Here is a 12,587-nt window from a genome sequence, read left to right as displayed (position 1 = left end):
TCGGTTGGGGCATGGGCCCCGGCGTCGTGCTTGGTGGCTGTGCGCCGGGGCCGCTTCCGTCAGCGGTGCAGGTGACGGACGTAGTTCCAGACATGGCGGCCGAGACGCAGGCGAAGGCCGGTGGCGTCGCAGCGGCGGCAGTAGCGGATGCCCCGACGCTGCGGGAAGCGGCCTTTGCCCTGGCACTTGCGGCAGCGGCCGAACGGGCTCACGTAGCACTTCGCGGCGTAACAGAGCGTGCTGATGATCGTGGTGATAGCGACGAGCAGAGCGAGGTACACGACAGCCTCCTGGGCCGGTTTTCGGGCGTGGTCGAGGAGGGCCGCTAGCGTGCTAACGGCCTGGCCGGAGCGGATTTCTGGTGCTAGCGGGGGTGCTAGCGCTAGCAGGGTCGGCTACTAGCGCTAGCAGCCCGTGACGGGTCAGCCGGGGCGCTTCTGGCGGTTACGCTCGGCGATGGCCTCGGTGAGATCGTCGAGGCGGATGCCGCGTCGGGTGACGGGCTTTCCGTCGATGCGGCGGCCGATGTCACCGACCCGCAGACCGTGCGGCTTGAGCGCGCTGGTGAGCTGTTCGGACTTCCAGCCGGTGTAGGCGTCGGGACGGAGTTCGGTCAGGCGGGTGCACAGGGCTTCGTTCCAGGCCGCCGTCTCCCCGGCGGGCCAGACCTCGGCGAGGTCGGCCAGGACGTCGAAGACGGGTGCGTCCTCGCGGGCCTGGGTGCCGGGGTCGGGCAGGGTGCCGGCCAGGCCGCGGAGCCGCTTGGCGCGGACGATGACCTTGTCGGCGTCGGTCGTGTCGAGGTAGTAGGAGCGGCGGGCGGCGGGTTTGCCGAGGCCGGCGAGGATGCCCCAGCCGGCCTCCAGCACCGGCTGGAACACCGTGGCGCGGTACCCCTGCTTGTACATCGAGGTGCCGAGGATCATGTCGTTCGCGGTCTGGTCGGCGACGCTCATGCAGTAGCGGGTGTTGACGTTGCGGGTGATGCCGGTCGGCAGGCTGTCCTTGTCCGGGATCTGGGTGCCCAGGAGCAGGATCACGCCCAGGGCACGGCCGAGCTTGATGACCTTCTCGCAGATCTCGCCGGCTTCCTTGCCGTACTGCGGGTGCAGGAACAGCTCTTGGATCTCGTCCACGGTCACGATCAGCGGGTGCAGGCCCGAGCCCTTGAGCGAGGCCAGTTCGGGTGTGACCTTGTTCTCCGGGGCCTTGCCGAGGGCGTGGTAGTGGGCGATGCGCTTGGAGCGGCGTTCGCACTCCTTGTAGAGCCAGGCGAACATCGCGGCGCAGCGGGCGATCGTCTCGTCGTCGAAGCCGTTGCCGTACTCGGTGCAGACGGGTTCCAGGACCTTGAAGTCACCTACTCCCTTCAGTTCGTAGATGCGCAGCTCGGCGCGCGGGTCGAGGGCGGCGGCCAGGACCGCGAGCCTGAGCCCGAACGTCTTGCCGGAGCCGGGCTGCCCGCCGACGAGCCAGTTGCGGAACACCAGCTCGGCGTTGACGGTCTCCATCCGTGGTGTCGTGGCGAACGGGAACGGCTTGAACACGTCCACCTGGCCGTCGCGCAGCAGCGGCCAGGGCGGCTGCTTCATCTGCGAGGAGGGCTCGTAGCCGACCCACAGGGCGAGGCGGCCGGGGTGGCCGGCGGCTGGTTCGGGCCAGACCTGGTCCATGGGGAGGCGCATGGCTGAGGCGAGGCGGCCCCGGCGGGCCACCACCTCGGCTGCTTCCACCCCGAAGGGCAGGTCGATGATGGCCAGGTGGCCGGGGCCGTCGCGGTGGATCTCCTGCGGAAAGCTGATCGCGTTCGGATCCTTGCTGACGGCCTGGGTGATGCCGGAGATGCCGCAGTGGAGCAGCGCGCGGCGCACCAGCTCGGCGGTGAGCTTGCGGTAGCGCGGACCGTCGCTCACGCGGTCCGTGATCGGGCTGTCGGCAGGACGGCCGGCTCGGGCCAGCAGCGGTACGGCCAGCACCAGCGCGCCCAGACGGAACCAGCGAGGCACGTCGGCCACCAGCAAGGCCAGCAGCCCGCCCAGGGCGGCGATGGACAGCGCCAGCACGACCGACCAGCGCCAGCGGGACTGGCGTTGGCGCTGCTTGTCGAGCTTGAGCCACATCTCCGGGTCGTTGCGGTCGGCGGCGTACTGGCGCAGCACCCAGTTGCCCTCCTCCGCCGTCGCCCAGTGCAGCAGCCGGCCGATGGACTTGAAGACGCCGGGAACCGCGTACCAGAGCGCCTTGAGCAGGTACTTCGGTGAGCGAACGGCGTGGTAGCCCAGGACGTACGCGGTGTCGCGGGCCTGCCAGACGATCATCGCTCGGATGGACTGCCAGGTACGGAGCCAGGCGGGGATGATGGGCGCGCGACGCTGGCTGGTCCGTGCCGCAGGCGGTACCGCGTCCTCGTCGGGCGGGTCGACCGGCGGGCCGATGACGCGGTCGGCGATGTCGATGGACTCGTGGTCCAGGACCTCGTCGTCCGGCTCGTCGTCCGGCTCGGCGTCCTCGGTCTGGCGGGCACGCCGGCGGGAGTCGAGGGGGACGACCTCGGCATCGCCGTTCTCGTCCTTATCGCGGTCGGGCCACTCGAAGCCGTGCAGTTCGCGACCGGGCTCCGGACGGCGGTCGGGCTCGTGCGGTGTGTGGGTCATGATGAGTACACCTCGTGTGCCTTGGCGGTAGCGGGGTGGTGGGGCGCGGCCGCTGTTCTTGGCGGAGTGGAGGCCGCGCCCTGCTTCTGCGACGGTGTGCGGTCGGACCGCGCTTCGTCCGGTCGGTCGTCCGCGGTCGGACCCTGCGGTCCGACCGCCTCAGCGACAGCGGTCGGCGTGCGGTCTGGTGGTTCTGTCCGCAGGCGGGCCAGGAGTGCCCCCGCGCGGTCGGTGGAGACCGACTGACCGGTCTGCCGGATGGCGTCCCGAAGCCGGTCGCGGGTGAGCTGGACCTTGCGCGTCTCGTGGTCGGCGGCGATCTGCCGGCCGAGCAGCATCAGGTCGTCCACGTCGGCACGGGGTCGTCGGGCGGTCTTCTTGGTTGCCTTGTGCTTGGGCTTCGGTGGCAGGGCGGGACGCTCGGGCACAGGTGCGAGTCGGATCCGGTCGGGAGTCAGCTCGCCGAGCCGGTAGAGCGCTCGTTCGCGGCGAGTGGCCTTGAAGCGCCACAGCCGGCCGTACCGGTCCTGAAGGTCGGTGCGGGCGAGGATGCGGTCACGCTCGCGGCCGAGGGCGTTCGGGTAGGAACGGATCTCCCACAGCACCATCCGGCGCCACAGGGCGAACGTGGACGGGAAGGCCAGCACCCACCGGGAGAGCCGGATGGACTCCATGTGGTCGGGCCTGGTCAGGTCGGCACGCTTGCGGATGGCGTACGCACCGACCTCCACGGCCACCACCCACAGGCCGGGAAGCATCGCGTGGGCGATGATCCCGAACAGGGTGTCCTCGGCGGCCACGTTGAGATAGACCGTGGCGGCGGTCAGCGTCCATGGCACGAGCCGGAGCAGGCGAAGGCGCATGCCGAGCCTGGCCAGGACGATGTCGAGCGCCGAGAAGACCGCGATGCCGAGGTCGATCGCGAGTGGAACGATCCAGGCGAACCAGCCGAAGGACGGTTCGGCGGCCCTGGCCACCGTGGCGAAGCTGATGACGAAGCCAAGCAGGCCCAGGCTCGCCACCGCGGCGGCGGTGACCGAGACGGCGGTCTGTTCGCCCTCGCTCAGCGGACGAGGTCCGTAGACAGCGGCGGTCATCGGCCCCACCGTCCCCAGCAGCGCAGGCAGCCAGGCCGGTTGCACCAGTTGGCGCGGCGGCTGGACCAGACGCGGAGCACTTTGTCCGGCGATCCGGCGGAGTGGACGCTGAAGCGTACGACCTGGTGGATGCGGAACCGTTCCTGGGCGATGCGTACCAGCTCGCAGGCCAAGAACCCGGCGGCGAACATCACCAGATAGAGCAGAACAGTGATCATGCGGTTCTCCAGAGTGGAACGTGAATCTCGTGGTCGAGGTCGGCGGCGAACACCGAGCGGCGGCAGGCCGCGCAGTAGAACTGGACGGGGCCGCCGTCGAGCTGGGCCTTGCAGCGCGGGCAGCACGTGCCCGGCCATGGCGACAGGCGGATGGCGTTCATGTGACCTCCCTTCAGATGCCGGACTGTGAGCGGGCGAGGATGCGGCACATACGGCAGCCGGGCAGGCAACGGGTGCCGTGAGCCGTACAGACCTCGACCTGGCGACGGACGCCGCAGCCACGGCACCTGAACGGGCTAGGGGAGCGCCGGCCGCAGTCGGCGCACTGGAAGCGAGCCATCAGGCAGCCACCTCCCTCAGGTCGCGGAGCTCCTCGACGGTCAGGCCGGCCCAGACACCGGCCTCGGGAACCACGGCCAGCGCGTACGCCAGGCAGGTCGCGCGGGCCGGGCACTCGGCGCACAACGCCTTGGCCTTCGCCTCGCGCGCCTCCCGGACGTCGTCCGGCTCGGGCTCGAACAGGTCGGGGCCGGTGAAGAGCTCGGCGTCGTCGCTCTCGCAGGCCGGGTCGGCGTTCAGCAGAACATCACGAAGGTCGGACAGCTGCTCGTCGCCCCGGCTGGTGGTCATCTCGTTCATCGGCGCACCCCCAGCAGGGTGGCGAGGGCCTCGGCGACGGCGAGCTGGTGGCAGGACGGGCAGATCGGCGGAGTGGGCGCCTCCTCGGCCGGGTCGATCTCCTCGGCGCCACCGCAGACGAGGCAGGTCCATTGGATGGCGGACCAGGTCACGGCCCGCATGGGCAGGCCGATGTCGGACGTGGGCTGTGTGTTGCTGGACCCGTGGGTCATAGTTGAGACACCTCTTCTAAGGGGTGCCGGGGCGCGGATCAGGTTTGGCGACTTTGGGCCGCGCCCCGGCTTCTTCCGTTTGGTGTGGTTCAGCCGAGTCCGTCGCTGAAGACGGTCAGGGCTTGGGCGATCTTCTGTACGGCGTCCATGGCGGTGTTGACGGCGGCCGCGGCCTTGTGCGGCTGAGTGACCACGAAGAAGGCCGTGACGATCATCAGCACCGTGGGCAGGAAACGGCGGGGTCGGAGAGCAGGCATCGAGCGGTGTCCCTTCTGGTCGTCGCGAAGCCTGTTTCTCCTGGTGGCAGCCCCTCTCATGAGAGAAGCCGTCCTGTACAGGTATAGAACAGGCTTGGCGGGTCCGTCAAGGTCCTTTCGGGACCCGCCGTGTTCGTGGCACCAGAAAACCGCGCAGGTCAGGGGGTACGGCAGCGTTCAAAAGACGGTGCAATTGAGCGAAGGGGGGTGCACTGCGACCCGGAGGGGGTGCAAACTGTCTGCGACATTATGATCACCCAGGGTTGTGAAGCCGTTGCGCGACGGGAGTGCCATGAAGCTCCGAGAGCCGAATCACCAGCTCGCGGCGGTCATGGCGAGAGCCGCTTGCTCGAACAAGGCCCTGGCACGACGGGTGCAGGACGTGGCCGCGACTCACGGCGCCGACATCCGCTGCGATCACGTGTCGGTGAAACGCTGGCTGGACGGAATGCACCCCCGCGGACTGACGCCGCACTTCATCGCCGAGGCCCTCGGCCGCAAGCTGGGCGAGCGAGTGAGCGTCCGCGACATCGGCATGATGTACGCCGAGGCGACGCCCTTCGTCGTCCCCTCCCAGCAGCAGGCCGGCGGCTTCGCTGACGATGTGACGGTCCTGATCTCAGGAGATCTGTCGTCGAATCCCCGCGTGGTGGAGAGCGAGGTGTCCCCAAACACCTGGAACGACTCCATGGTCACGTGGCTGGTGACGCCTGAAGGCTCGGTACGGTCGTGCGCCGAAGGCCGCCTGATCACTGCGGGCTGCGTCGAGGCCGTCCGAGAGACGACCGCCCTGTTCGCCAAGCTCGACTATCGGTTCGGCGGCGGACACGCCCGCTCCACGGTCGTCCAGTACATCGCCATGGAGATCGAGCCGCTGCTCAAGCACGTACGCCCGGACACGACGCTCGGCAGGCAGTTCCTCTCGGAGACGGCGGCCATGCTGCGACTGGCCGCCTGGATGGCCTACGACACAGGGCTGCACGGCCTGGCCCAGCAGTACATGACCAAGGCGCTCACGCTGGCCCGCGAGGCAGGCGACCGGATGCTCGGCGGCCGCATCCTGGCCGGGATGAGCCACCAGGCCAACTACCTCGGCCACTACGGCATGGCCGCGAACCTCGCCAGGTCCGCCCGCATGGGCGCCGAAGGCGCGTCCACTCCGACGGCCATGGCCCTGTTCAACGCGATGGAGGCTCGCGCACTCGCGTCCCAGGGCGACGAGTCCGGCTGCAGCCGCGCACTGGGCGAGGCTGAGCGATGGTTCGAGCGCCGGAATCCCGAGGACGACCCGGTCTGGCTCAAGTACTTCGACGAGGCCGAGCTGGCGGCCGAGTTCGCCCACTGCTTCCGTGACCTCGGGCATCACCACCAGGCCCGAGACCGCGTACTGGAGAGTGTGGAACTCTCGGAAACCCTCTACGTGCGAAGCCTCTCCTTCGTGCGGACCATTCTCGCCACGAGCCATGTCGCCGCCGGAGACCTGGAGCAGGGCATCGCGATCGCCCGCGAGGTGGTAGCCACAGTGGCGGATCTCCGATCGACTCGAACGCGGCGGTACGTCAGGGAGTTCATGAACAAGCTCGCGCGCTACCAGGACGATCCACTCGTACGGGACTTCAAGACCTTCGCCGAGACGCGACTCGTCCAAGCACGTTGCGAGACTCTCGTCACGAGCTAGCCGTCAAACGGAATCGCTCCGGCGGCTGGTGGAGTACTCCGGGGCGCGATTGTGGATGGACGTGCTGTCCTCACCGAGCCAGAACGCGGCAACCCATCGGGGCGGCACTGCAGGGTCTTACCGAAATGTCGTCGCCCTCTGAGATGCTGCGGCAGCGAATCCGGTGATCCGGTGTTGGGCGTTGATCTGGAAGATGCACAGGTGTGGTCCGTGCGTCAGGAGAGGTCGCTTGCTCTGAACGGCCTCGGCTACTGACGGCGTTGCCGTTGCGGTTCTTGCGTCTGGAGAGGTGGTGCGGCGTTGGAGGCTGTGGACGAAGTGCCGTGGGCGCGACTGGGCTACTGGCCCGATGGCCCGGATGCGGTGCCCGAGCTCCTGAGGGAGATCGCGGCGGCACCTTCGGGTATGCGGGAGGGGTCGCCGGTAGGACGGCTGTGGAATGGCTTGTTCCACGACATCGCGTGCCAGGAGGTGTACGCCGCGGCTCCCTACCTGGTGCCGTACCTGATGGAGTCGGTCAGGGTTGCGCGGCAGCCTCACCGTGGGCTGATCGTGGACCTGATGACCGCCATGGCGAAAGCTCAGCCCCATCGCAACGTGTTCCGGGATCCCGCCGCCGGTCCCGAGCCTGACCACGCGGCTCTCGCCCGGAATGCCATGGTCGAGCACGTCGACACGCTCGTGCGGTTGCTGAACGATGTCTCTCCGAACGTCGTGGCGAAAGTGGCACGTCTGCTGGCCTGCCTGCCGAAGGCCATGCCGCAGAGTGTTCCTGCGTTGCGCGCGCGGGCCGAGAAGGCGGCGAGGCGGCCGGGTGACACCGGAGCGGCTGCTTGCGTACTGGCTGTGGCATGGCTGGCGGCGGCCGATCACGCAGCGTGGTTCAACAGCCTGCTCAGCGACCCCTCTGTGCATCGCGACCTGCGAGCCACCGCCGCGGCGGGGCTCGCCCTGTCGGATCCCACAGCGGAACCGGACGACGACGCGCTGATCAAATTAATGGCCGACGTACACGCTGACGCCGGTTCGGTGCTGGAGCGCTTCGTATGGCACGGCCTCGGAATCACGCCCCTCAATACGGCGCTAATAGGGGCGGAACATTGGCAGCGGGAAGTGACCCGCGATCTGCTGCTCCGTCCCGGACACCAAGCGGTCGACCGAGGTCTGCACAGTGCCCGGGAGGCGATCTGGCACTGGCGCGCCGCGCCGGCAGAGTTGCTTCCGCTGCTTGCCGACCTGGCGCGTGATCTGGTGTCCGTATCACGGCCCAAGAACAGCCAACAGGACGCCCTGAGATATGCAGTTCAGCTGATCGCCGGCTCCGGCCAAGCCGCCGCGGCGTACGCGGACGTGCTGGCAGCGATGCTCACGGGAGAACCCGCCGAACCGTGGCCGGAAGCAGTCGCTCCTGCCGTAGAAGGGCTGGCCATGCTCGGCGATGGCCGCTGCATCCCCTGGCTTATCGCCGCCTTCCAGGACCAGCACGGCCACGTCAAACACCTCAACGTCCGAGACATGATCCCAGCCCTGGTGGTGCAAGCGGATGCGCTGATCCCGGCATTGAAACACTATCTCGGTCCTTCGGACACAAACGGCACCATGCAATACGTCGACTGCTGCGACGCGCTGATCTCGTGGGGAGCGGCAGCAGCGCCCTTGGCACCGGCGATCACCGCCCGCTTGGCACCGATGTACCTCTCCGTTGTGCTGCCGCTGTTCGGCGCAATGGGCCCGGCCGCCGCCGACGTCGAACCTCAGATACGTGCTCTGCTCGACGACGAGCGTGACCAGCACGAGGCGGCCTGGGCACTGTGGAGAATCACCGGCGACCCTGGACAGGCCCCGGCACTGCTGACCGAACACCTCGAACGATACGGCGGCCATGCCGCTCGTGATGTCGCCCCCATGCTCGAACAGTTCGGTCCCGCCGCCACCATCGCCGCGCCAGTGCTGCGCCGACACTTCTACGATGCCGAGCATGGCCACCTGTACGACCGAGTCGCGATCGCCCGAGCTCTCTTCGCGATCACCGGCGACAGCGAAGGGCTCGTCACGCCGCTGTTGGAGGCCATCACCGCCAGGCCACTGTCGGATCTGGGACATCGATGGGTTCCCTCTGAACTCCTCGCTGTCGAGGCGCTGGGCAGGATCGGCTCAGCGGCAGAAGCGGCCGTACCGGCACTGGAGACCATCGCATACGGCCGGGCTCGCGTGACGGACTGCGACGTTTGGGCCGACGAGCACTACCAACAGACCGCCCGGTCCGCGCTGGCTTCCATCAACCAGAGCAACCCCTAGTTGATCGTGCCAGGCCGGCGGATAACAGGCCTCAGAAGGGCCGCCAGGCACGCGGCAGAACTTCATGGCGTAGAGATGCGATGCGGCGGTCGAATTCAGCGCGAACATCCTGACCATGTTCCACGTTCTGCATGAGCCAGGTGGTCATGGTGATCTCGCGAATTCGACGCAGTGTATGCAGTCCCGGCCACTCCGCTATGCCGAAGCCGTAGGCATCCACAGCCTGTGCGTACTCCTCGTCGTCGAGCCATCGAAAGCCCTGGAAGGGAACCCCGATGGCCGTACTGAGATCCCACTCGCGTGGACCGAACGCGAATCGCTCGAAGTCGAGAAGAATCACGTTCCCATCCGTGCGGCGCAGCAGGTTGCCCTTGTGGGCGTCGCCGTGAATGTGGCCGGCGGGTAGCGCGAATTCCAGGGCGTTGTATTCGGCGTAGAGCTCCTTGACGCGTCGACGCAGGAACTCGATGTCGCCTTCTGAAATGCTCTGGGCGCAGTCCAAGCGGTCCTCTACTCGGCCCAACGGGTCGAACAGCGGCAAGACCAGGTCCACCGGTTTGGGCAGCGCGTGCAGTTCCTTCAGCATCACTGCCAAGTCCCTGAAGCCCGGCGATGGGCCGTCACTGTCCACGTGCTGCCAGAACGTGACCACGCGCCCCTCTTCGATGAGTGCCTGGGGATGGTCAGAGAGGAGCTTCACGCCCGGGAAGTCGACCGCTTCCAGCCAGCGCGCGATCGCGACCTCCTTTCGGACGTCACTCAGGAGATCCACGCTGCGAGCGATTCTCACCACCACCGGAGCGGATGCGAGGCGGAACAGGATGTTCTCCCCCACTCGCAGAGGAACCGCGTCCCGGCTGTCCAGTCCGACGTCATGGCAGGCCGCCATCAGCGCCATTTGTGCGTCCTGCAGAGAGAAGCCTCGTGCGGTGTGGGACTCCGTCATGAACTAGCCCTCGCTGTTCCTGTCTGAAGGTGGTGGCTTGGTGGCCACGAACCGGCCCTTGCTGGGGATGACGACGATCAGGCCCTCCTGCTGAAGCAGTTCCAGGGCCTTGCGTACCGTGATGCGTGCGGTGCCGAACCTTGCCGCCAGGACAGGTTCGCCAGGCAGGCGGACGTCCGGGGCAAACTCGCCGGCCTTGATGGCGGCGCGGAGCTGGTTCGCCACGTCTTCGTAGCGGGTGCTCGGCTGTACGTCCGGCGCGGCTTGGCCCTGCACCCTGCGGCCTCGTCCCATCTGGCTGACGACCAGGCCCTCACGCTCCAGCTCCGCGAGCGCCTGGCGGACGGTGCCGCGAGCCACGCCGAACTCGGCCATCAAGGCCGCCTCCGACGGGATCATTCCGCCTGGCGGGTACTCCCCCGTTGTGATCCGGCGGCGGAGGTTGTCGGCCATGGTGGCGTACGTGGGCTGAGCTTTGCCTTGCGTCATGGGGCTCCCTTGCGAGCAGCAACAAGACTCAAGGCTAGGACGACGGGGCCTGAGCGGGTTCGCGTGTCTCTTCACAGAGGCCGTCAGGTACATAAGCTCACTTCGCCCGAGAGGAGCTGTGCCCAGATGCGATCTGCTGCCTGACGTCGCCATGGGCCGGCGTACGTCACGCGAGGAGGTGCCGTCCGCTCCGTTCGGCGGATTCGATAGCTGCCCCCGGACGCCACTAACTCGTAGACGATCGGCTGGCATGCGCATGTGTAGTCGAGCGTTCGGGACTGCGCCGGCTTGTCTGTCGTCCAGTCGAGGAACGATGTCCTGCCGTGGGCGAGGCGTGGTGGGTGCGGAGCGAACCCCGGACATGGCCACGCATCCTTGTCCAGAACCGGAGGCCGAGTCGGGACGCCGTCAGAGGCCCTCCCGGTCTTCGTGGCTTCATTGCGCGGCATCCATCGCTCCAGCTCTCCGGCCGAGCATCTGGTCAGTACGCCCCGAGACGTCTTCCAGTTCCTGAGCGGCGGGCACCACGCGGAGCTTCGCGGGACCGGCGGCGGGTTGGCTCATCGGGGGTGCGCCTCCTGCTGCAGGACGTCCCGGTACGACTCGCCGAACCAGATCTTGAAGTCGGCCGCGGCATCGCCGGGATTGTCGCTGGAGTGGACGAGGTTGCGGATGAGCCGCCCCTCGGCAGCGGCCTTCTCAGCGCTGTCGTCGCCGTAGAAGCCGCGGATCGTGATGGACGGAGCACGAGACGGGTCGTAGTGACCGAGCAGGTCCCGTACCTGCTGGGCGGTGTCGTTCGTCTCCCCGTGGGCGAGTGCCACCGTCACGGTGGAGCCGACGTAGTGATCGATGAGGTCGGCACGGACGTCGAACGGGAAGCGATGCCGCAGCTCCAGCATGTCGGCGTAGTGCGCGAGGATCTGCCGGGCGGTGACGATCACTTCTCGGGTCCGGACGATAGTCACAGTGCCGGCGATCCATTGGAGGATCGGCCTGACGAGCCCGCGGTCCGTCGCGTCGGGCTTGCACATCACGACTGTCCAGCGGCCCCAACCACCTGGCGGCTCATCGAAGGTAGGCACTGCCATGCCTCCACCTGCGACCGACGCAGGCCACGCTGGGTTGCCGTCCTCCAGGCGGGTCACGAATGGCCGCATCATCCGGCCCTCCACAGGGAATCGGTATGCCGCGCTGAGCCGATGCGCAGCTGCCAAGCGCCAGCATCATCGGCATGGTCACTGCCCAGGTCCAGAAGAGGATGTAGGGGGTCGAACGCGAGGATGCGCTCCCATAGCCCTTGAGGAGTAAGTGCCTTCCGGTAGCCACCGTCCTCGGCCGTTTCGCCCAGATATGCGGCGGTGAACCGCTGGCTGCCAGATTCCCAACGTACGAGCCATTGGCCACCCGCGTGGTGTTGCAGGTGGGCGGCCCACGCCCATCCGAGTTCGTCCGGGACGAACGACAGGCCGCTCGCGAAGGACGGAGGGTCGGTGTTCATGAAACCTCAGCGGATGTCATGGGGACGGAAGCTGATGCGAGAGGCCCATCTGCGGGAGCTGGCCGTCGCTGCGCAGCGAGACGACCGGCGGTGTGTCCGCAGTCGGCGCTTCGCCCTCGTCGACGGCCCACACCTGTGCCTGCCAGACCACTTGGGTGACGCCCTCGTTGGCCGACGTACTCATCGCGGTCATGAGGAAGAGGCGTGCAACGGCGTCGTACCGGTCGGTGGGCAGGTCGAGCGTGCCGCTCAGCTGCCATGTCCGGCCGGCATCGCTCGACACGAGAAGAGCGAGCAGCGCCGATCGCCTCGGTAACACGGACGCCTCGGCCGGCTGATGGAAGGCGGGGCGGAGGGCCGCGTTGCGGGCCTGCATCGTGTTCTACTCCTCACTTACGGTGACGGTTCTCCTCCACCTTGGATTCGTACGGCTCAGGCGGGAACACCAGCGAGGCAGGCAGTCAAGAGTCAGACCGCGGTCAGATCTCGGTCAGCTAGGCCGTGTTTCGAAAGATCACGTGTGAGGCGTGTCGGTGATCGTTGAACGAAGAGGTCTCCGGTAGTTGGTTCAACGACCAAGAAGAACGAAACACCGGAG

The 12,587-nt window shown here is 67.7% G+C and carries 15 protein-coding genes; 2 read left to right on the top strand and 13 right to left on the bottom strand.

The features are described 5' to 3' along the window. Positions 1-59 precede the first annotated feature (59 nt). From IEZ27_RS48480 to IEZ27_RS48445, 8 genes are all read right to left on the bottom strand, one after another. Entirely contained in the window at positions 60-281 is a 222-nt protein-coding gene (locus IEZ27_RS48480; RefSeq protein WP_189653436.1) for a hypothetical protein, read from the bottom strand. A 141-nt stretch (positions 282-422) separates the two neighbouring features. Further along, complete coding sequence (locus IEZ27_RS48475) at positions 423-2,654, bottom strand: cell division protein FtsK (protein WP_229825026.1); 2,232 nt, start codon at positions 2,652-2,654, stop codon at positions 423-425. After that, positions 2,651-3,751, bottom strand: a complete 1,101-nt coding sequence (locus IEZ27_RS48470; protein WP_189653435.1) for a DUF2637 domain-containing protein — start codon at positions 3,749-3,751, stop codon at positions 2,651-2,653. The genes IEZ27_RS48475 and IEZ27_RS48470 overlap by 4 nt, the downstream gene beginning before the upstream one ends. Continuing rightward, positions 3,748-3,969, bottom strand: a complete 222-nt coding sequence (locus IEZ27_RS48465) for a hypothetical protein (RefSeq protein ID WP_189653434.1) — start codon at positions 3,967-3,969, stop codon at positions 3,748-3,750. Before IEZ27_RS48465 ends, IEZ27_RS48470 begins: the two co-directional genes overlap by 4 nt. Beyond that, entirely contained in the window at positions 3,966-4,130 is a 165-nt protein-coding gene (locus IEZ27_RS48460; RefSeq protein ID WP_189653433.1) for a hypothetical protein, read from the bottom strand. Before IEZ27_RS48460 ends, IEZ27_RS48465 begins: the two co-directional genes overlap by 4 nt. Before the next feature lie 178 nt (positions 4,131-4,308). Then, the gene (locus tag IEZ27_RS48455; protein WP_189653432.1) at positions 4,309-4,608 is read right to left on the bottom strand and encodes a WhiB family transcriptional regulator; all 300 of its coding nucleotides are present in this window, start codon (positions 4,606-4,608) and stop codon (positions 4,309-4,311) included. Next, a complete protein-coding gene (locus IEZ27_RS48450) occupies positions 4,605-4,820 on the bottom strand; it encodes a hypothetical protein (protein WP_189653431.1) in 216 nt (71 codons plus the stop codon). The genes IEZ27_RS48455 and IEZ27_RS48450 overlap by 4 nt, the downstream gene beginning before the upstream one ends. An 89-nt stretch (positions 4,821-4,909) precedes the next feature. Further along, positions 4,910-5,077 carry a hypothetical protein gene (locus IEZ27_RS48445; RefSeq protein WP_189653430.1) on the bottom strand — a complete coding sequence of 56 codons (168 nt, stop codon included), beginning with the start codon at positions 5,075-5,077 and terminating at the stop codon, positions 4,910-4,912. Between the two features lie 382 nt (positions 5,078-5,459). Here IEZ27_RS48445 and IEZ27_RS48440 point away from each other — a divergent pair, with 382 nt between their 5' ends. Together IEZ27_RS48440 and IEZ27_RS48435 are read left to right on the top strand one after the other, a co-directional pair. Further along, positions 5,460-6,755: a hypothetical protein gene (locus IEZ27_RS48440; RefSeq protein WP_189653429.1), complete on the top strand. Its 1,296-nt coding sequence runs from the start codon at positions 5,460-5,462 to the stop codon at positions 6,753-6,755. A gap of 300 nt (positions 6,756-7,055) precedes the next feature. Beyond that, the gene (locus tag IEZ27_RS48435) at positions 7,056-9,053 is read left to right on the top strand and encodes a hypothetical protein (RefSeq protein ID WP_189653428.1); all 1,998 of its coding nucleotides are present in this window, start codon (positions 7,056-7,058) and stop codon (positions 9,051-9,053) included. Between the two features lie 31 nt (positions 9,054-9,084). On the opposite strand, the gene IEZ27_RS48430 is transcribed toward IEZ27_RS48435, so the two are convergent. From IEZ27_RS48430 to IEZ27_RS48410, 5 genes are all read right to left on the bottom strand, one after another. Beyond that, the gene (locus tag IEZ27_RS48430) at positions 9,085-9,951 is read right to left on the bottom strand and encodes a phosphotransferase enzyme family protein (protein WP_189653427.1); all 867 of its coding nucleotides are present in this window, start codon (positions 9,949-9,951) and stop codon (positions 9,085-9,087) included. A 51-nt stretch (positions 9,952-10,002) separates the two neighbouring features. Further along, positions 10,003-10,488 carry a GntR family transcriptional regulator gene (locus IEZ27_RS48425; RefSeq protein ID WP_189653426.1) on the bottom strand — a complete coding sequence of 162 codons (486 nt, stop codon included), beginning with the start codon at positions 10,486-10,488 and terminating at the stop codon, positions 10,003-10,005. 560 nt (positions 10,489-11,048) lie between these two features. Then, positions 11,049-11,522: a nucleoside-diphosphate kinase gene (locus IEZ27_RS48420; RefSeq protein ID WP_229825030.1), complete on the bottom strand. Its 474-nt coding sequence runs from the start codon at positions 11,520-11,522 to the stop codon at positions 11,049-11,051. A gap of 125 nt (positions 11,523-11,647) precedes the next feature. After that, positions 11,648-11,989, bottom strand: coding sequence for a hypothetical protein (locus tag IEZ27_RS48415; protein WP_189653424.1), 342 nt, complete (start codon positions 11,987-11,989; stop codon positions 11,648-11,650). A gap of 16 nt (positions 11,990-12,005) precedes the next feature. Beyond that, positions 12,006-12,365 carry a hypothetical protein gene (locus tag IEZ27_RS48410; protein ID WP_189653423.1) on the bottom strand — a complete coding sequence of 120 codons (360 nt, stop codon included), beginning with the start codon at positions 12,363-12,365 and terminating at the stop codon, positions 12,006-12,008. Between the last annotated feature and the right edge of the window lie 222 nt (positions 12,366-12,587).

Source organism: Nonomuraea spiralis, from assembly GCF_014648435.1.
GTDB classification, from domain to species: Bacteria; Actinomycetota; Actinomycetes; order Streptosporangiales; family Streptosporangiaceae; genus Nonomuraea; species Nonomuraea spiralis.
The sequence above is the reverse complement of the archived record's forward strand: the minus strand, read 5'-3'. Positions and strand labels throughout refer to the sequence as shown.